Source organism: Devosia sp. Leaf420 (assembly GCF_001425445.1).
In the GTDB taxonomy this organism is placed as follows: Bacteria; Pseudomonadota; Alphaproteobacteria; order Rhizobiales; family Devosiaceae; genus Devosia.
Genome location: NZ_LMQU01000004.1, coordinates 16,087 through 33,009, shown reverse-complemented (window position 1 = coordinate 33,009; position 16,923 = coordinate 16,087). Strand labels below are relative to the sequence as shown.

Sequence of the window (16,923 nt, the reverse complement as noted above, 5' to 3'; positions counted from 1 at the left end):
TTTGACTACTGGTTCGGCCGGCGATCGTCTTGATCGGTGCGCGGTTGCACGGCGAGATCGACATCCCCACGCGTCAGGCCCAGGCGCGCCATCTCTGCGCGCTCGGCGGCAATCTGTTCGATGATCATTTCCCAATCACCGCCCTGCTCGGCCGCTTCTTTTTCGAGCGTCGAGATCATGCCGTCCTGGCGCATGCCAGACGCTTGCGCTTCCTTGACGGGATCGATGAAGCCGCGGCCCGGTCCGATCCACTCACACCGCAGCCAGGCAGCCGGCGCGTCGTAAAAATCGGCACAGCCCTTTGGGATCTCGATCATGTCAGCATCGAGAGCATCTTCCAGGACCGCCGCGAAGATAGGTGTCGCAGCGCCCCAGATCAGCACCTGCCGCAACCGTGCAACGCCACGCCACACTTCGTTGAGCGCAGCGCGCGCCGACGAATAGTTCGTCTGACTCCAGTCCATCGACAACTGCTCATAGCTAATGCCAATGGCAGCGGCGAAAGCCTGCAGAAACGCCCGCTGAAATGCCGGATAGCCGGCCGTCTGACGCGGCTGCGTGTTGAGGTCGAGCCGATCCGTTGGAAACAGCGTCAGGAAACGCGCTTCATCGAGCACGTTGCGATTGCCATAAAAGTCGGCGCGCTGTTGGTTGAAAGCATTCCAGTCATTACCGGGCGTCGGATCGCTGCCAAGACGGTCGGCAGCATATTCGGCGCCGAGCTGGGTATAGAGCGAGCCGACGATAGTGGCATTGATTGCCGCAGTTCGGACTTCGCTTTCCGAATAGCGCGACAGCATCCGCATCTTTGAGAGGACCGCAACCAGCTTCGAGACGCCGCGGGTCTGCCCCGGTTCGCGCTTGTCGAAAACATGCAGCACCTTGGGCCGCTCCCAGGCGCCGATATGATCCCAGCGCTCGACGCGTTCCCAGCGGAAACCATCGCCACTGACACCGAGAGTGTCGCCCGGATGTTTCCGCCGGAAATGGTAGGCAATCGCGGCGTTGTCTCCATCCTTCTCAACCCCGGCCCGAAGCTGTTCGGTATCCGGCATACCATTCGGGTTCGACAGGCGGTCCGACTCGACCACCTGTACCGCCGTACGAAAGCCCCATCCCGGACGATCAATCCACCGATTGATGGCGATACTCTCACCCATGGCGCAGAACTCACGCGCCATCAGCCCCATTTGCCCGGCGAACGGCAAATGCCGCTCCGCATCGTTGCGGAACACCGGATCTTCAGCCCAGGAGCGAAAGACGGACTGGATCGCGCGACCGAGCTGGTGCGCCTGCTTCGGCGTGATCCCTAGCGCCTCTCCATCCGGCTTGGAATTGAGCCGCATCATCCCGCCGACCAGCATATCGACCTGACGGTCGATGCCGGAGGTAATCCAGCCCTCGTTCCGCTGCATGTCGCGGATACGAGCGTTAGAAATATTCTTGTCGCGCAGCCACGCAGTGTCGGCAGACTGCAACGGCGGCATCCAGCCACTCATCGAAGGATGGCCCTGGTCACCGGCAACGTAGCTGGTGCGCGGCATGCCACCACGCGCAACGGCGCGCGCGCTGGCGCCAACGGTATCGCCAGCGCTTACGCGATAAACTGGCTTGGCGCTCACATCCGGTCTCCAAACCCGATGCGGATTGGTCCGGAACTACCCGTCCCTGCGAGGCGGCCGCGAATGACCTCCAAGCGGGCGATTTCCATGCCGATTTCTTCGAGTGAAGCCACGGACTTCTCAACCGAACCGTTGGAATAGCCAATTTTGGTCCGCACCCCATCGGTAAGACGTCGGGCACGGGCCGCGTAGAGCGCCGAAAGCTGCGCATCGACTTCTTCGAGCGTCATATGCATGTCAGACCCTATCGATTGAGCATGGCGAGAGCGTCGAGCCCCTCATTCCGGCTAGCTTTTGTCTTGGGCAGCGTCACCGCTGGCCCTTCTGGCGGATTTTCCGCCTCGACATCCCGGTTTGCGACCGGTGGAGCAGTGACGGCGCCCACGAAGCGACCGCCGAAGAGATCAGGATCGGTCGCGGCGAGCATATCCGTTAGGAGCTTCGCCCGTTCTGCCCATTGCTCGTCCGACCAGTTCCATAGCCCCACATAATGAGTCAGCGCCCAGCCATAGACGGCGCAGTCGAGCCAGTGATTTTCGCCGCGCTTCTTCCAAACGCGCTTCTTTTCGCCCTGATCTTCGATTGTCGTGACGAACTCCGACACCAGGTGCCGGAAATAGTCCTCTTCGGTATCTCCTGGGAAGTGCTGGTAGCCGCTGGGCAGCGCCCCGTTCTGCCCCTCAGTCATACCTCTTGAGAGGTAGATCATCAGCGCCGCCTTGATGCCGTAGGTACCGACCATCCAGACTTTCATGCCGTGCCGCTTCGCCTTGCCGGCAGAAAGTCCATGCTTGCGGATTTCAGCCGCCTCAGCGCCGTAAATCGGTAGCTTTGTCCAGCCGTCGCTACCCTTGATCGCAATGGCATTGTGACGCCGTTTGACCCAGCTGTAGACCGCGTCGGAGTTGTAGCCGCTATCGACCGCGATCATGTCAGGCGCAATGCGCGCCGGACCAAAGGCAACGCCACGCTCCACCACCATATCGAGCTTTGGCCATGCACCTTCGTGCGGGACGTCGCTCGTTCCGGCGATAAACCCATGGTCGAGGTGCCAGCATTCTTTGTTTGGCCCCCAGCCGATTGATGACCAGTAGAGCCCATCACCTTGCACGTCGACCGTGAAGGTCGTGTAGAGCACCCCTGCAGGTGCATTGCCGCGCGCCCAATCCATTTCGCGACGCGCCGAAAGCACTTCCCATGATGGACCCTCGCTCTTTGGTTCGTACGGGCGGCCGAGATCGGAATTCTCGAACGGTTGCAGCTTGACCGGATCATCACCTGCAGCCAGGCTGCGGGCTACGAGATTATCCCAGCGCTCGAACGTGTTCGTGACGCCGGTCATCGAGAAGCTGACGATATTTCCCGGCCCGACACGGCGCCGCCGCCAGTCGTCAATTTCTTCTTTGCGGATGGACTTTGGCGGTAGCACCCCGTCGAGATCCGGCGCTGTCGGCACCCAGCAGCCACCAGCCTTCATGGCTTTCTTGTCCGCCTCAAAGTGCTCGTGCTGGCAAAGCGGACAGATCAGATGCGAGCGGAACGGCGCAACATCGTTGTGCACCAGATCTTCGAACTCCCAGTCATTGGCGGCGCCGCAGCCGAGGCAGGCCATGTAGTAGTGGCGACGGTCGCCCTTTTGGTATTCCGCATCGATATCGGCATCCTTGAACTTGGGCGACGAGACATCGAACACCTTGGCGAGCCCATAAACTCGAAAAGTCTTGAGGCGCGCATCCGACAAATCCTTCGGATCGCCCTCGTTGTCGGCATTGTCCGTCCAGGCAGAACGGTCATCGCGCACCATGAAGCGGATCGAGTGCTGGCGCAGCGTCGCTGCCGAATTGGCGCCGGCAAGGAGCAGGAAGCCGCCCTTAAAGCGGATGCGTTCTGAGGTCGTGCCTTCTCCCGATCTTGACTTCGCGGGAGCTACAGCACCGCCTTTGTGCGGTGCCAAAACCGGAGTGGCATTGATGGTTGGCCCCAGTTTCTCCTGTATCCAATCTTTGGCACCCTTCACTGTTGGACCGACATACATCGCCGGACCTGGTGTTCGGTGCATGATGTAGCCGATCCAGTTTTCGGCGACGGCCGAACCACCCGATTGCGATGGCTTGATTAGCACCACCTGCTCACTCGGATGATCCGGCGACAGGCAATCCATGATTTCGACGAGCTCCGGCGCTACATGATTTTTCCATGGACCTGGAAGCGAACCCATATCCGGCACGACGCGATACTGTTGCGCCCAGTCAGAGACTTTTTCTCGTGGGTCAGGCATCAGCCCGGCTGCAGCGGCACGGTAGATGCTTCGACCGTTTGCTCGGATCCTGGCGTCGCTGGCCTTCTGAAGGTCAGTCGTCATCTTCCTCCTTCGCCTCCGCCATGGCGTCGAGCGATTTTGCCAGCGCCTCAAGCATGAGCCGGAACTGATCGTCCAATTCCGTTCGAATGGCCGCAGCATCCGGTTTGGCCGCAAGAACATCCGATAGAGTTGCCGGCATGCCCATTAGCCGGTCTCTGAATTTTCGGAATATCTCTGTGGTGCGGAGATCGACATCTTCCCGCAGCACCAGCAAACCCAACCGCTCTTCAAGGTCGAGGCGGGCCGTCTCGGCATTGATCGCTTCGCGTCGAGCGCGCGACTTGTGATAGTTCGGGTCGCCCGTCAGGGGCGCTGTCGGTTCGTCTTCTGACTCCTCGATCGCGGCAGGCGCCGTCGATCGGCCATTGCGAAGGTCCTGCGCGGGATCGGTTTCATCACTCACCGCGCGGAGATACGCAGGCAGATGCACAAGCGTCGAGCCCATCGGCCCCTTGCGGGTGACGAGCCGTCCTGCCTCTACCAGCTTCTTGACCCGCTTGCTCACCGCCGCGCGCGACACTGGCGGGTTCTGGCTGCGCCCTGCCTCAGCGAGCGACACCCAGAGCGTGTCATCCAAGGCGTCAACCATGTCGCTCACAGCCGTAAACCTCGTAAACCCTGTCAACCCTGCGGAAATTTGGAGAAACTACCGAACACACGCGCCTTGCCGCCCCGCATGACTGCAGGACAGGGGGAAGGACCCGTTGGCCTTTGGTGAATACAAAAATGCCCGCGAATGCATCAGCATCGCGGGCATGGAAAAATGGCAGTGGCGGGATCACACCCACCTGCACCAAGGTTGCAGGCTACTTGAGCGTCACGACCACTTGGCCAGCGGCAACGCCCTTGCCAGCGGATACGCGCTGGATTTCGTAGCTATCCGTCAACTTGCGCCGAGCATCCCGACTGCTTTGAAACATTGCGAGCGCTTGGCGGGCAGCCGAACATTGGCGATTGCGGATACTGTTAGCGTCTTTGCCGTTTACCGGATCACCTGCGCACGTAATGACCACGGAGCAGTTACTGACGGCGGCAAGCCTGCCGAGCCCAGCTAACTGCTTGTGCACACTCGGTACGATATCCGCTCTACGTTCTGCCAATCCATTGAATGCCATCGAGCCAGGAGATGAGCATAGTGCTTCCTGAGCTTGAGCAGCGCCAACGGATGCAGACCCCATTGCTAAGACCAGCGCGAGAAGCGCGACTTTCATAGTCATGTTCATGGGCTTACCTTAGGCACTTGCGCAGTTCAGTGATCGCACGGCGCGAGCCAGCCAGATCATATTCATAGGTGGTTTCGCCGGCTTTCACCGTCATGGTCAGAGACCGTGCGATGGGCTCCAGCAGCGCGCCTCCAGGCTCGGTCGTCCGGAAGGATATGCGACCCTCGTTGGATTCCCGCCAAGTGGCTTCAAGTCCTTCCTCGACAGTGCGCGACCCGATGGTCAGCGCAACGTCCGCGACTTTGCCTTGATCCTTCTCGGCTAGGGCGCCCACGCCGCGCAGTTCGAAGGTCATACGCGCAGGATCACGCTGATTGGCCATGGAGATGCGCAGCTGAGGCTTGCCCTCTTCGGTGGGAAAAACGAGCATACAACTAACCCGCTCTTCTGCCCCCGTTGTCAGCGATGACTGCAAAGTCCAACGCCGGTTTTCCGTCTGCTCCTGCGCATGCGCGCTCATCACGAGCAAACTTGCGAGTGTTACTGTGAGAATATGCTTCTTCACCATTGGCCCCCTTATCGACTTGAACGGGGCCATAATGAGCACTGAGACTTGCGGGTCAACCCAGGCGCAGTTCTGGCTGCCATGTCTGACTGAGATCTACAGTCACATTTCAGTCAGATACTTGAGTGCCAGACGCATTTAACACAATGCCCGCCAATGCAGTGAGCATCGCGGGCAATAAAGCATTTTGGGTACAATAGGAGCATCACCCATATCAGGCCCTCGTTGAGGGCGCGGGTCCAGTTGCGGTTAGTGGGTCTGCCTCGATGGGTCCCAACTGTCTTAGCGCCGAAGCGCTGGTCAACCGCAGTGGTCGAAAGCACGATGATGCCGATTCGCAGAAAGAGTCAAAAGCATCGTCTCTCAACCAAGGCCCCTCACCCAAGGTTCTGGCACGGACAGTGGCTGCGTCAGGTTCTCTAGCAGTCCGGTCACTCCAAAGAGTTTGAGCTTTGCAGCCCCATCCACCAACTCGACGATCTCGCCCTTCTTCCCGCTCCAAGCACCCCAGGTGACTTCAACCACGTCGCCGACAGCAGCAGACCAGTTGCGTGTGCCGCCCTTCCGCCGATGCTGCAGCCGCACCGACATCACGTTCTCCAGCGGTACTGGTACTGGTCCGCTGGCCATACCCACCACGCCAACGACATTCGTCTGGTTCAAGACGCGCAGCCATGGTACGTCTGCATGAAAGGCGTTGACCAAGACATTGCCGCGGCGACGTTCAGTCAGAACACCGGGAAATCCGACGAGCACTAGGCCCGTTAGCAAAGCCCTTTCCCGCTCTTTGCGTTTGAATTTGACGATGCGGGATGAGCGGACCATAACCACCTCTGTCGGATTAAACGCCACAAACCCGGCACGCGCCAATTCCAGCACCGCCTTGGCCTCTCTCTGCGGCGTCGTCGTCAGGGCAAACCACACATATGCACCGGGATCGGCCGGAAAGGCTGGTGGCTCATTATGCCGGCGCACGGGGCGCGCTGGCAGGCCGATCGCCTCGCGCTCCTGCTTGGTGAAAGCTCCAGCCCGAAGGCGAGCAACGCGGTCTTGGTGTCGAATCGAAGTCATAGGTCTTGCTTGCTCTGGGCTGAGTGGGATGATGGTGAAGGGCACACGGCTAAGGCGGCCCCGACCCACTCCCCAGCCTCTTGTTGGCTTCCTCGACAACCGCCTCATCAAATGACCAGCTGCCGGTTTTCCCGACTGGCACTGAGCGGCCAAGCACCTGCTCACACGCAAGAAACAGATCGTACTGACGCCATTTGTTGATCGTGACCTTCCCGGCCATCACCGCAGCGGCTTCGGTTCCGAGCTTAGCGCTCACAGGCCAAGTCTTCGCTTCAAGCCACTGCCGTTTGCGCAGCCAGGTGATCAGATACGGCGCGAAATTGCAGGCGTCCTGATAGGTCTCGCCCTTGCCGGCAGCGCGCTCTCGGAAAAACTGATCGTAGCGCTCGACGGCCTTCTCGATGGCAGGTAGGTCAACCTCATCGAGCTTTTTGAAAAGCTCCCAGGTCTCGTCTTCCGAGCTACCGGGCCGAAGCGGGAACATCTTCCAGATCGATTTGAACAGCGAAGCGCGATCCGCGCGCTCTGCGCGTTTCCCGGTTCCATTTCCGGTTATCTTTCCGGTTAAGCTACTATTACGAGTCCGCGCAGGCGGACACGGCTCTGCGTCTGAGCCGGACTCGGCTTCGCCTGTGGCGCGGACACGGCTCGCGTCAAAAGCCGTGTCCGGCTCCCGGACACGGGTGTCGTCTGGGTCCGTGTCCGGCTCCCGGACACGGCTTTCATCATCGTCCTGCTCCGACGCTTCAGCCGTTTCAGCGCCGACGATATCGGCAAAACCTTCTTCGAATTGGAGATAATAGCGGGTCGGCTCCTGCCGGTTCGTGACCGGGTGGCGGCTGGTGACACGCTTGATCAGGCCCGCCTGTTCGAGTTTTTTCAGTTGCTCGTTGATCGTCGAGCGGGAAAATTCGCAATCGCGCGCGAGCGTCTTCTGGTGCGGAAAACACCCGAGATCAACATTATGCCGGTCCGCCAGCTGCTGCAGCAAAACCCTGCCATAGGGTCCAATGCCACGCTGCTTGGCAGCCCAATAGGCAGCTACGTAGCTCATTCGTCCGAGCCGCCCTTGATCATCCCAAGCGCCGACATATAGAGCTCAAGCAGAGCCTCCTGCTCGGCGCGCTCGTTGGCGTCCTGCTTGCGGATGGTCACGACCTTGCGCAGGATCTTGGTGTCAAAGCCGTTGCCCTTGGCCTCGGCATAAATCTCTTTGATATCGGCCGCGATTGCCGCCTTTTCCTCTTCCATCCGCTCGATGCGCTCGATGATGGCGCGCAGTTGGTCCTGCGCTACCCCGTCTTCTACTGCCATGGCCCTACCCTCTAAATTTCGTTTGCCGGCGAAGGCAGCGCCGCAGCCGCCTCCCGCCGTGCCGCATCGCGGCGTTTCTGGTTCTGCCTGTGGGTCACCAGTTCCAGGTGCTGGTCGTTGACGCAGCGCCTGCGGCGACAGAGATGGTCGAGCTGCTTCTTGCCCGGCACGAAGCCGTGCTCATTGGTCCAGCTCACGATGTGGACGGCCACGGTCTGGCCATCGAGGTTCATGCGCGGATAGTCCCCGCCCCGCCCGTCGCCCGATGTCGGCCCCGTCCAGAGATGGCAGGGGCCGAGATGCTCAGGCATGTGCGGAGGCGCATCGACGATCTCGACGCGGGCAAAGATCTTTTCGCGGATGCGGTCGCGCCGGGTCATGCCGCTGCCCTCCCCGCGTCCTGCTCCCAAATCCACGTCCACTGATCGGCCATTGCCTTGGCGATGCCCGGAAAGAAGCGCGAGCGCTCATCCCAGCGCTGTGGACCGGGCGGCATCCGATGCACGCGTGCCGTGCGCCCCTCGACCACATCAGTGGCCATCAGCGGCGGCAGGCCCTTGAGCCAGAAGCAGGTGCGCTTGGTTTCCGGGTGGCCGAACTGCCAGGGCTGCACGCTCTGCGCGAACTCCTGATAGTTCTTGATGCGCGCCTTGGCGTGTTTGTGCATCACCGGGTTCTCGATGCAGATCCGGTCAATCGGCGCGTTCCAGAAGTCCGAAAACAGCGCGGCGCCTTCGTCCAGTTCGGACCACATCTGGTCGAGCGTCTTGCCATTGGGCGGCTTTGTCAGCCAGCGGACGCCGCTATTGCAAAGCCGTGTGCAGGGCGGATGCGCGACCATGAGCAAATCCCAGCCGTCGCACAGCAGCTCGCGCGCATCGCCAACGATGTGGCGATTGCTGCGGTCTTCTGCTGGAAGCAGATCGCACGACCAGGCATCGCAGCCAGTTTCGAGGAACGCGTTGCGAACGGTACCGGAGAACTCGCAGGCAATGAGCACCTTCATGGGGCGGGTCATGGCGCCGACCTCCCCAGATTGCTCCAGATCTTGAGGTCATCCGGATCAAACCCCGCATAGGGCAATCGCTTGGCTGGTGGTGGCGTGCGCAGCGACAAGCCCCATGGCTCGCCTTCATGTCCGACCACGATGACTTTGGCGCCGCAGCGCTCGGCCAGTGCATAGAGCGCATCGACATGCGGCCCCTTGTGATGCGACCCGATGGTGACGAAGCTGCGCACAAAACTCATGGCTCCGCCCTCGCCGCATTGGCGAGGCGCACGGCCTCGCGCTGCCGGTCCCGATCGCCAAGCCCGAGCCGGCTAGCTCGGCGCCGAATGTGCAGCTTGCTCGCCTCGACGCCCGCTTCGCGCGCCAGCCGGACAATACACGCCTCGAAGTCGATCACCTCGGCGCCATAGGCCGCACGAATGATCGCGTCGGTTTTTTCGCTCGTGGCGAAAGGCGCCAGAACAGGCTGAAATCCAATGACCGGATGCGTCGTGAACCGGGCCACATCGTCATCGCGCCGATAGGCCAGCTTCCGCCCCGGTGGAATCCAGAAGGGCGGCTGTGGCGCCACGTCCTTCACCCACACCAGCCAGCAATAAGCCGTCGCCGTCGATGAAATCGGGTCCCATTTGCCCGCGACCAGCGGCACGCGCTCGGCAAATTGCGCATAAAGCGTCGGCGGCCGATCCCGAAAAATCGTCTCGTAGCGCTCAATCCCTTCCAGCCATTGCTGGCGGACAAATACGGATACGCCACGCCGCGATTTTTCGAGCGCATGGAGCACGAAAGCCAGCGTCACATCGCCAAAGGGCGGGTTGAAAATCGTCCAATCGACGGCCTCGTCGCTGGCGAGGTAATCGCCCTGTCCGACCCAGCCAGGCGGGTATCTGCCGTCTTTCGAATAGTCGGCAATGTCGCTCGCGCGCACATCGAGCCCATATTCTTGCAACACGCCAGACATGTGCCCCTCGCCACAACATGGCTCGGCGACAACGCCCATCTCCTGCGGATCAATACGGAGATGCGGCAGCACGTCGTTCATCAGCGCCCGGGTCGCAAAAGGCGGCGTCGGAAAGTAGTCGAGCGATCCCTTCGGCTGCTCCCGGCTCGCCATGATGGAGCGCGCGCCGCCTGTCTGCACCTCGCGTCGCTGCATGTCCGGGCGGATGGAGCCTTCGGCGATGCGACGCTCGAATGTCTCGGTATCGAGCTTAGTCAGCTCATAAAGCGTGGCCCACGATGCCGGCAGAACGTGCGCATGCGCACGGTTTGTCAGCTTGTCATCCCTTGCAATCATCATCAGACGACGTGCGGTACTTCCCGAGAATGGAAGTTTGGCGTCTACGAGGTCTTCAAACTCGCCATGCGGCAGAGCCGCCTTTGCTTCGGCGATCAGCCGTCCCGTTTCAAAAATCGCATCGATGCTCTTTTGCCACGCGCCGCCAATGCGACGCGCCCAAGCTTCAGCACCGGAAACGCCGTCGATCGCTGCCGACTCAAAAGCAGTACCCACAATCCCGTTCATGCGGCACCGCCGCGGACGAGGCAGTCTTTGCACATGGGCGCAAAGAGACTGAGCTGCTCGCCCATAACCTTCGGATTGGGAAAGTCCTCGCCCCAGCCGAAGCCGTGGCGCTCAATCGCTTCTTTCTCCAGTTCGTTGAGCCACTGGCCCCATTTTGGATAGAGGACTGATGCCTCACGGCGCTCGGCAACCGATTGCATTGTTCCGCACATGCACTCACCCGATCGACAAAGCTGTGTCGCCACAGGGTTAATCGGGGTCGCTCTGGAATCGAGATAAGCGTCGCGATCCGTCTGGCTCCAGCCGTGGATCAAGCTCACCCAGATGTTGTTCTTTGCAGCCGGGTCTTGCCGCCAAACCTGCAGGTTCTTCTGGCGGTTTTCGCTTTCATCCTGTCGAGCGCCATTGATCAGAAGGATGCGCACCCCGCGCCGACGCTGCCGGATTGCGCGAGATAGTGCCTTCCGGAATGGGGTGGCCTTGAGGATGCGATAAGCAAAGCCGTGGGCCGCAATACCCTGTCCGAAGAAGCCTTTTCGAAGGACGTAATCTTCATAGGCAGTGCCAGCATCGGCAACCACCAGATCGCTCATGGCGCCGTACGTATCGTTCACGAACGCGCTGGTTTCGGGAATGCCGCAGCGGGTATTGCCATGAATAACGAGGTCAATCTTCACGCCGAGCTCGCGCGCGACCTGGTCAGACGCAGCACTATCCCGCCCGCCCGAAACCATGGAAACGATGTGCGTGGGCGAGAACGTGTCGATGGCTTGGCGCAGGATCTCGGCGCTTTCGGAGATCTTCATTCTCCCGCCTCCTCGATCGCCTTGAGCCTTGCATCCAGCTCGGCAAAAGCCGTCTGCGCGTCGCTGATCTTTTCGCGCACCAGCCGCGCCTCTTCGGGCGTCGTCACGCCATCGGCGCGTGCGCTGGCAAAGGCAGCAATGGCCTCGGCGCTCTCCGTCGAAATCTTGCACAGCGCCGCCATGTCGCAATCGTCCATACTGCCCTGGGGGCGCGGCACCAGCAGCATGTTGAGCGCTTCGGCGAGCAACAGCCCGTGCCGCGGCGGCCGGCCCTGCCTCAGGGCAAAGCGGTCCACCTCGATGGCGACATCGAAGGGAATGACCCGGTTGGGATACTCAAAGCTCGAATATTCCGAAAACCGTGTGCCGTGGCTGATGCGGCTGGCAACTGCCGCTAGCACCTTGTCGCCGCCCGCCTCTTCGCTTGCTGCCGCCGTCTGTGGCTTGACCTGCATCCAGATCGGTTTGAGTTCGCTCATGGCCTCGCCTCTGGCGTCGAAATCGGCCGGGGCTCACTCGTGACCGGTGGCTGGCCGCATTGCATGAAAAGGAAAGTGCCGGTGCGCGGCGCAGCCAGGGAGGCGGCACCAAGCCGCGCACCAGCTCGTGCCGCGCCGCCAAGGGCGAACGACGCGCACGAATGCAAAATTGGAGAGAGATATGCGCTCACGACCGTACCGCCTTCGCGGCAAGCCGCGCCCGACCAGTGCGTCGAAGCGCCCGGCGGATCGTCTGGATGCGGATGCCGGCGATGACCAAGTCTTCGGTGCAAAGACCGCTGGCGGTCATGTGCCGGATGGCGTCGGCGCGCGCACGACTATCGATCAGGCTGAGGCGGTTCACGACGGCACCGCCTCAGGCGCTGGGCCATAAACATCTGGGCGTAGCTCGTGCCGCGAAACGCCAGTGACCCGCTCGACTTCTAAACACCGTTCAGCCGGCACTCGAACCCACTGCAGAACCGCTGCCGGCTTAATGCCGAGACGACGCGCAAGCTCACTCGCGCTTCCAGCGGCATCAATCGCACTTTGAAGAGATTTGAGTTTTGCTTGCATAACGCACCATAAGCACAACTCAAAAAACGCTGCAAGAGAGTCTTACATGGACGCGAGCGTAGCTTTCGTTGCAAATCCGCCTATGGCTAAGTCGGAAATGGCTATTAAAATCGGAGAAGCGATCCGTCTCGCGCGAAAGCAGCGCGGGAAGGTGATGCGCAATATTTCCGAATTTTTGGACCTCGACGTTGCCGCGATCGGCAATTGGGAGAGCGGACGAAACATGCCATCCACCTCCAATCTCTTGAAGGTGGCGCAGTACCTGCAGATTGACGCCGCAGCGCTTGGGCGTGGGGAAGTTGTATTTCTTGGCGACGAACTGCCTGCCGATGCTGAACCTATCAGCTCACTCGGCCTGCCTCCTGCAGGCCCCACAGATGTCGAGCTTCTTGGCACCGCGGTTGGCGGTGATGACGGCGACTTCACGCTCAATGGCGAAGTCACTGGCTACGTTCGGCGCCCGCCAGGTATTGCGGGTCTGCGCAAAGTTTTTGCCTTACACGTTCTCAGCACCAGTATGGTGCCAAGGTATGACCCCGGCGAGCTAATTTACGTTGGCGGGCGCGACCCTGTACCGGGCGATCACGTCGTGATTGAAATGTTTCCAGAGGAAAACGAGCGAGCCGGCAAGGCGTTCGTCAAGAAGCTAGTCGAGCGCACCACGAGCACAATCCTTGTTGAGCAGTACAACCCTCCGCGCCAAATCAGCTTTGATCGGTATGCGATCAAGCACCTTTGGCGTGTAATTCCGACTCGCGAACTTCTAGGTTTCTAGCCCTCCAAAGATCCGCGCTTTTCTTTGCGTCGTCGGACGCGAAGGAGGCCGTCAGGACGATGTTCTTTCCAGGCAACCCATCCTGGCGGCATGGAGCGCAGCTCAACCTCGATGCCAATATATCAAGCGGAGTTCCTGAGGCGATTCCGAAGCGAGTGAGCTGAGAAGGTCGCATCCAGCGATTGTGACCGCAGTCGGCACACTCGACCGACACGGAAATTACGTCTGACACCAGCGGTCTACGCCCCGGCAACGCCATCTGCCACACCCCAATGTTCCACTAACGTTCTCATAATCGATTCTTTTAGCGCCGGAGTCGAGTCAGTTCGTTTTTGAGTTTTACTATAAGTTGCGCTTGCAGAGTTTTTTGAGTTAAGCTTATATTGCCTTCAGTTTCATCGCTGGAGGGCGCAATGCTCGCATCTGCCACAGTCCACTCCTTCTCCCCGCCCACGCCCGGCATGCACCCTATTGCCTCGCGTATGCTCGATATCATCCTTGCCAATGCCGTGGATGCGCAGCCGAGCATGGAAGGCGACTTCGCCGAGTTCTCGAAAGAGGACATCGCGCGCCACTTCCCAACCGCCAAAGCCCAGGCCAATCGTCAGGTTGTGCGCCAGCTCGATGATCAGCGCGGCTTTGAAACCCACGCGCAGCTGATCCGGCGCTGCTCGCAGAGCCTGCTGCGCACCCTCCCTAATGAAGCGGAGCTACATCTCACCCTGCGACGCGAAGGTCTGGGTAATTCCGAAATCGCCCATCTCTGGCCCGAGCTGATCGCCGTCACCGCCGACGCATTCGCAGCAGCCCGCGCCGCGCATCCGGCAGGGGTCTGATCATGGCCCGCGCTGAACTGCTCTTCACCTTCGTCGCGGTGCCGCCCGTCCTGGCGCTCGTTTTCATGGGGTTTTTCTGATGCAGACGATCGAACAACTGCAGGACGCCTACGCCGAAGCTGAGCGCCAATCCGAACTCTGGTGCCGCCTCGCAGGTGAGGCCATGGACGCACTCGACAGCTTGTCGTGCTGGTCTGATCGTCAAGACCAGGCCGCAGAGGCCGCTGGCAACATGGCCGATTTCGCAGAGAAGGCTGCGTCGGACATTCGCGCTGCCCATGCCCTCCTGTACAAGGGGCCGATCCGCCCTGCCGAAATTATGCCTGCGCCGGAAACCCCTATCCAGTTGCACGGCGGCCAGATCCAGCCCGCCATGTTCTTCTACACGATTGAGGGGCAGAACCTTTACCACATCGCCATCGAACACGGCTTCGACTGTCAGTTCGGCGATCTCTTTGACCAAGGTCTTACGGACGAAGAAAACGAGGATGCCCTCGCAAGCTATGAGCGCACTCCTGACGCGACCTTGTCTGCCTGGGTGCCGGAGGTGCCCGATGGCTGGCAGTTCGCAGGCAAGTGGCACGGCGAAGATGGCCCTGTCAGCTGCTTCCTTCGCAAGAAGGAGATCGCAGCATGAACGCCGTTCCCCGCAAAGGCGATTGGATGCAGACCGTTTCCGGCCGCCAGTTCTGGCCGCTCGATCCGCGCATCGCTGAAATCCACATCGAGGATATCGCCCACTCGCTCTCCATGGCCTGCCGCTATGCCGGCCACTGCCTGCGCTTCTATTCGGTCGCCGAACATTCGGTGCTGATGACGCGCTGGCTGCAGGCGAACGGATATAGCCAGGAAGAACAGCTCACCGCCCTCCTGCATGATGCGCCCGAAGCCTACCTCGTCGATGTGCCGCGTCCGGTGAAACCCTTCCTCACCGACTACAAAGCCATCGAAGCCCGGCTCTGGCTGATGGTGGCTTCCAAGTTTGGCGTCTCGCCCAATATGTCGTCGATCGTGAAGTTCGCTGACGAGTCCATTCTCGCCGATGAGCAACAGCAGAACATGGCGCCCTGCGTGGTGTCATGGGATCTGCAGCACGGCCCCTTGGGCGTCACCCTGCAATATTGGCACCCCGCGCAAGCCAAGTCCGAATTCCTCGAAGAATTCGAGCGCCTGACGGGAGGCCTTCAATGAGCGGCGATGTCATCGATCTTGGCTCCATCCCAGACGAAACGCTGATGACGGAAGTTCTGCGCCGGGCACGCGAGAAGACGCTTTCGCAGGACACTGCAAGGGCATTGCTGCAAACCATGTCCAAGGAAGTCGTTATTGCCGAAGCCAATGCTCGGATCGGCGTTCAAATCCTGAGAGCGCCAGAAGAGATCAACATAAACGCGCTAGGCGAAGCTGCTGCGCGCTTCGCACGGCGCGAATACGAGGACATGTTCTGGAACTTGGAGAAAGCACTCGGAAGGCGTTTCCGAGGCCTCAGCGATCTTGGCATGAGGGACCGCTGATATGACCTTCGAAGTCGCTCCCAATGAGTTCAAACAGGCGCTCGATCGCGTCATGGCCGCCGTCGAGCGCAACAAGGAAAATCCTGTGATTGGCCATGTTCTTATCACAACGGGCGGCGGCATGTGCACCATGCGCGCCACCGATTATTTCGTCGAGATCACCACGGCCGTCGAATGCCAGGGCGAAATGCCGCCCGTCGTCGTGCCGGCCGATCGCCTCTCCAATGTCATGTCGCGCTATACTGATCGGGGCATCGCTCGCTTCGCCCGCGAAGGCGCCGGCATCGTCATCACCTGTGCCCGCTCGCGCCAGGTGCTGCCCATCCTTGAGCCCGTCGAGAACTTCCCGACAATTTCCAAAGCCGATATTGGCTCGACATTCACCACTGAAGGCCGCGTCCTCTTCGATCTCTTCGAAACCTGCGGCTTTGCCATCGCCACGTCAGAAGTGCGCAATCCGGTTCTCGAAGGCATGCACCTTTTCTCCGGCAGCGTTCGGCACTTCATGCCGGGCTATCAGCCCACTTCGCCAAAACTCTGCGCCGTCGCCACCGATGGCTACAAGCTGATGGCGCGCGAATGCCTTGCCGATCTGCCCGAAGACATGCCCGCGGTCATCGTGCCCAAGCGCGCAGTCGATAAGCTCGGCCGCATGGTCAAGGAATGGGCCGAAGTCCATCTGGAAATCACGGCAGATCGGCTCGTCGCCAGCTTTGGCCCGACGCGCTTTGTCATCAAACTTCTGGAAGGCACCTATCCCGATTGGTGGCGCATGATCCCCAAGTCGAGCCCGGTCCTGTCCTATGACAGCGACGATCTCGCCGATGCCATCGGCAATGCCTACGCCGCCGTCCGCGCCGACAAACGCCATAGCGCGCTCACGGTCACCTTCACCGAGGCGGAAACCACCTTCAACATTCGCAACGAGGATGGCCGCGCCGCGGGCAGCGATGCCTGCCACCATTCCGTGCTTCAGAGCAACCCGCCCGATTTCGCCATCGGCTACAATCCGGACTATTTCATCCAGGTCATCGAGCACTTCGGCGCCGAAACCCTCCAGTTTGGCATGACAGATGGCAACAGCCCGACCCTTCTCACCTGCCCTAACCTCGACGATCGCCTGGCAGTCCTCATGCCCATGCGCATCGGCATCATCCATGGGGAAGCCGCAGCATGAGCGGCACCGCCCACAGCAACGAACTGCTGGCCCGGCGCGCGGATTGTGCGCGGTGAAACCCAAAGTGGCACTCGCAACCACAAGCTCCCCTAGATTGACAGCAAAGCGCCCCGCGCCGCAGCATAGTGC

The 16,923-nt window shown here is 60.6% G+C and carries 23 protein-coding genes; 7 read left to right on the top strand and 16 right to left on the bottom strand.

Annotated elements, in window-relative coordinates; all coding sequences use genetic code 11:
* Positions 1-5: 5 nt before the first annotated feature.
* The 4 genes from ASG47_RS04105 to ASG47_RS20815 are packed head-to-tail and all read right to left on the bottom strand — an operon-like array spanning position 6 to position 4,582.
* Positions 6-1,622, bottom strand: coding sequence for a phage portal protein (locus ASG47_RS04105; protein WP_061907483.1), 1,617 nt, complete (start codon positions 1,620-1,622; stop codon positions 6-8).
* A complete protein-coding gene (locus tag ASG47_RS04100; protein WP_061907482.1) occupies positions 1,619-1,858 on the bottom strand; it encodes a hypothetical protein in 240 nt (79 codons plus the stop codon). Before ASG47_RS04100 ends, ASG47_RS04105 begins: the two co-directional genes overlap by 4 nt.
* A gap of 8 nt (positions 1,859-1,866) precedes the next feature.
* Positions 1,867-3,984: a phage terminase large subunit family protein gene (locus tag ASG47_RS04095; protein WP_162243213.1), complete on the bottom strand. Its 2,118-nt coding sequence runs from the start codon at positions 3,982-3,984 to the stop codon at positions 1,867-1,869.
* Positions 3,974-4,582 carry a hypothetical protein gene (locus ASG47_RS20815; RefSeq protein WP_162243212.1) on the bottom strand — a complete coding sequence of 203 codons (609 nt, stop codon included), beginning with the start codon at positions 4,580-4,582 and terminating at the stop codon, positions 3,974-3,976. Before ASG47_RS20815 ends, ASG47_RS04095 begins: the two co-directional genes overlap by 11 nt.
* A gap of 106 nt (positions 4,583-4,688) precedes the next feature.
* Between ASG47_RS20815 and ASG47_RS04085 the strand changes: the two genes are divergently transcribed.
* Positions 4,689-5,039: a hypothetical protein gene (locus tag ASG47_RS04085; RefSeq protein ID WP_061907479.1), complete on the top strand. Its 351-nt coding sequence runs from the start codon at positions 4,689-4,691 to the stop codon at positions 5,037-5,039.
* 172 nt (positions 5,040-5,211) lie between these two features.
* Here the strand turns inward: ASG47_RS04085 and ASG47_RS04080 are convergent, their stop codons facing one another.
* The 12 genes from ASG47_RS04080 to ASG47_RS20165 all read right to left on the bottom strand — a co-directional run bounded on the left by ASG47_RS04080 (position 5,212) and on the right by ASG47_RS20165 (position 12,492).
* Complete coding sequence (locus ASG47_RS04080) at positions 5,212-5,577, bottom strand: hypothetical protein (RefSeq protein WP_061907478.1); 366 nt, start codon at positions 5,575-5,577, stop codon at positions 5,212-5,214.
* 498 nt (positions 5,578-6,075) lie between these two features.
* Positions 6,076-6,783, bottom strand: a complete 708-nt coding sequence (gene nusG, locus ASG47_RS04075) for a transcription termination/antitermination protein NusG (RefSeq protein WP_061907477.1) — start codon at positions 6,781-6,783, stop codon at positions 6,076-6,078.
* Positions 6,784-6,832: 49 nt separating this feature from the next.
* Complete coding sequence (locus ASG47_RS04070) at positions 6,833-7,837, bottom strand: helix-turn-helix domain-containing protein (RefSeq protein ID WP_061907476.1); 1,005 nt, start codon at positions 7,835-7,837, stop codon at positions 6,833-6,835.
* Entirely contained in the window at positions 7,834-8,097 is a 264-nt protein-coding gene (locus ASG47_RS04065; RefSeq protein ID WP_061907475.1) for a DUF2312 domain-containing protein, read from the bottom strand. Before ASG47_RS04065 ends, ASG47_RS04070 begins: the two co-directional genes overlap by 4 nt.
* Before the next feature lie 11 nt (positions 8,098-8,108).
* On the bottom strand, positions 8,109-8,477 hold the full coding sequence (locus ASG47_RS04060) for an HNH endonuclease signature motif containing protein (protein ID WP_061907474.1): 369 nt from the start codon (positions 8,475-8,477) through the stop codon (positions 8,109-8,111).
* Positions 8,474-9,115, bottom strand: coding sequence for a hypothetical protein (locus ASG47_RS04055; protein WP_244487035.1), 642 nt, complete (start codon positions 9,113-9,115; stop codon positions 8,474-8,476). The genes ASG47_RS04060 and ASG47_RS04055 overlap by 4 nt, the downstream gene beginning before the upstream one ends.
* The gene (locus tag ASG47_RS04050; protein ID WP_061907473.1) at positions 9,112-9,345 is read right to left on the bottom strand and encodes a hypothetical protein; all 234 of its coding nucleotides are present in this window, start codon (positions 9,343-9,345) and stop codon (positions 9,112-9,114) included. The genes ASG47_RS04055 and ASG47_RS04050 overlap by 4 nt, the downstream gene beginning before the upstream one ends.
* Positions 9,342-10,631: a DUF3102 domain-containing protein gene (locus ASG47_RS04045; protein ID WP_061907472.1), complete on the bottom strand. Its 1,290-nt coding sequence runs from the start codon at positions 10,629-10,631 to the stop codon at positions 9,342-9,344. The genes ASG47_RS04050 and ASG47_RS04045 overlap by 4 nt, the downstream gene beginning before the upstream one ends.
* Positions 10,628-11,437, bottom strand: a complete 810-nt coding sequence (locus ASG47_RS04040) for a phosphoadenosine phosphosulfate reductase family protein (protein ID WP_061907471.1) — start codon at positions 11,435-11,437, stop codon at positions 10,628-10,630. The genes ASG47_RS04045 and ASG47_RS04040 overlap by 4 nt, the downstream gene beginning before the upstream one ends.
* Positions 11,434-11,916, bottom strand: coding sequence for a phage regulatory CII family protein (locus ASG47_RS04035; RefSeq protein ID WP_061907470.1), 483 nt, complete (start codon positions 11,914-11,916; stop codon positions 11,434-11,436). The genes ASG47_RS04040 and ASG47_RS04035 overlap by 4 nt, the downstream gene beginning before the upstream one ends.
* 187 nt (positions 11,917-12,103) lie before the next feature.
* Positions 12,104-12,280 carry a hypothetical protein gene (locus tag ASG47_RS20970; RefSeq protein ID WP_156463975.1) on the bottom strand — a complete coding sequence of 59 codons (177 nt, stop codon included), beginning with the start codon at positions 12,278-12,280 and terminating at the stop codon, positions 12,104-12,106.
* Complete coding sequence (locus tag ASG47_RS20165; RefSeq protein ID WP_082511553.1) at positions 12,277-12,492, bottom strand: transcriptional regulator; 216 nt, start codon at positions 12,490-12,492, stop codon at positions 12,277-12,279. The genes ASG47_RS20970 and ASG47_RS20165 overlap by 4 nt, the downstream gene beginning before the upstream one ends.
* Before the next feature lie 82 nt (positions 12,493-12,574).
* On the opposite strand from ASG47_RS20165, the gene ASG47_RS04025 reads away from it, so the two are divergent.
* The 6 genes from ASG47_RS04025 (at position 12,575) to dnaN (ending at position 16,794) form a co-directional block, all read left to right on the top strand.
* Entirely contained in the window at positions 12,575-13,267 is a 693-nt protein-coding gene (locus ASG47_RS04025) for an XRE family transcriptional regulator (protein WP_061907502.1), read from the top strand.
* 413 nt (positions 13,268-13,680) lie between these two features.
* Positions 13,681-14,103, top strand: coding sequence for a hypothetical protein (locus ASG47_RS04020; protein ID WP_061907468.1), 423 nt, complete (start codon positions 13,681-13,683; stop codon positions 14,101-14,103).
* 79 nt (positions 14,104-14,182) lie between these two features.
* Positions 14,183-14,740, top strand: a complete 558-nt coding sequence (locus ASG47_RS04015) for a hypothetical protein (protein WP_061907467.1) — start codon at positions 14,183-14,185, stop codon at positions 14,738-14,740.
* Positions 14,737-15,294, top strand: a complete 558-nt coding sequence (locus tag ASG47_RS04010) for a hypothetical protein (protein WP_061907466.1) — start codon at positions 14,737-14,739, stop codon at positions 15,292-15,294. Before ASG47_RS04015 ends, ASG47_RS04010 begins: the two co-directional genes overlap by 4 nt.
* Positions 15,291-15,617 (top strand): hypothetical protein, encoded by a 327-nt coding sequence (locus tag ASG47_RS04005; RefSeq protein ID WP_061907465.1) that lies wholly within the window; start codon positions 15,291-15,293, stop codon positions 15,615-15,617. The genes ASG47_RS04010 and ASG47_RS04005 overlap by 4 nt, the downstream gene beginning before the upstream one ends.
* Position 15,618: 1 nt before the next feature.
* The gene (gene dnaN / locus ASG47_RS04000) at positions 15,619-16,794 is read left to right on the top strand and encodes a DNA polymerase III subunit beta (RefSeq protein WP_061907464.1); all 1,176 of its coding nucleotides are present in this window, start codon (positions 15,619-15,621) and stop codon (positions 16,792-16,794) included.
* Positions 16,795-16,923: the final 129 nt, after the last annotated feature.

Coding starts and splice junctions, on each gene's coding strand:
- ASG47_RS04100 (WP_061907482.1), bottom strand. CDS start 1,858: ATGCATATGACGCTCGAAGAAGTCGATGCGCAGCTTTCGGCGCTCTAC.
- ASG47_RS04095 (WP_162243213.1), bottom strand. CDS start 3,984: ATGACGACTGACCTTCAGAAGGCCAGCGACGCCAGGATCCGAGCAAAC.
- ASG47_RS04080 (WP_061907478.1), bottom strand. CDS start 5,577: ATGCTCGTTTTTCCCACCGAAGAGGGCAAGCCTCAGCTGCGCATCTCC.
- nusG (WP_061907477.1), bottom strand. CDS start 6,783: ATGACTTCGATTCGACACCAAGACCGCGTTGCTCGCCTTCGGGCTGGA.
- ASG47_RS04070 (WP_061907476.1), bottom strand. CDS start 7,837: ATGAGCTACGTAGCTGCCTATTGGGCTGCCAAGCAGCGTGGCATTGGA.
- ASG47_RS04065 (WP_061907475.1), bottom strand. CDS start 8,097: ATGGCAGTAGAAGACGGGGTAGCGCAGGACCAACTGCGCGCCATCATC.
- ASG47_RS04060 (WP_061907474.1), bottom strand. CDS start 8,477: ATGACCCGGCGCGACCGCATCCGCGAAAAGATCTTTGCCCGCGTCGAG.
- ASG47_RS04055 (WP_244487035.1), bottom strand. CDS start 9,115: ATGACCCGCCCCATGAAGGTGCTCATTGCCTGCGAGTTCTCCGGTACC.
- ASG47_RS04050 (WP_061907473.1), bottom strand. CDS start 9,345: ATGAGTTTTGTGCGCAGCTTCGTCACCATCGGGTCGCATCACAAGGGG.
- ASG47_RS04045 (WP_061907472.1), bottom strand. CDS start 10,631: ATGAACGGGATTGTGGGTACTGCTTTTGAGTCGGCAGCGATCGACGGC.
- ASG47_RS04040 (WP_061907471.1), bottom strand. CDS start 11,437: ATGAAGATCTCCGAAAGCGCCGAGATCCTGCGCCAAGCCATCGACACG.
- ASG47_RS04035 (WP_061907470.1), bottom strand. CDS start 11,916: ATGAGCGAACTCAAACCGATCTGGATGCAGGTCAAGCCACAGACGGCG.
- ASG47_RS20165 (WP_082511553.1), bottom strand. CDS start 12,492: ATGCAAGCAAAACTCAAATCTCTTCAAAGTGCGATTGATGCCGCTGGA.
- ASG47_RS04025 (WP_061907502.1), top strand. CDS start 12,575: ATGGCTAAGTCGGAAATGGCTATTAAAATCGGAGAAGCGATCCGTCTC.
- ASG47_RS04020 (WP_061907468.1), top strand. CDS start 13,681: ATGCTCGCATCTGCCACAGTCCACTCCTTCTCCCCGCCCACGCCCGGC.
- ASG47_RS04015 (WP_061907467.1), top strand. CDS start 14,183: ATGCAGACGATCGAACAACTGCAGGACGCCTACGCCGAAGCTGAGCGC.
- ASG47_RS04010 (WP_061907466.1), top strand. CDS start 14,737: ATGAACGCCGTTCCCCGCAAAGGCGATTGGATGCAGACCGTTTCCGGC.
- ASG47_RS04005 (WP_061907465.1), top strand. CDS start 15,291: ATGAGCGGCGATGTCATCGATCTTGGCTCCATCCCAGACGAAACGCTG.
- dnaN (WP_061907464.1), top strand. CDS start 15,619: ATGACCTTCGAAGTCGCTCCCAATGAGTTCAAACAGGCGCTCGATCGC.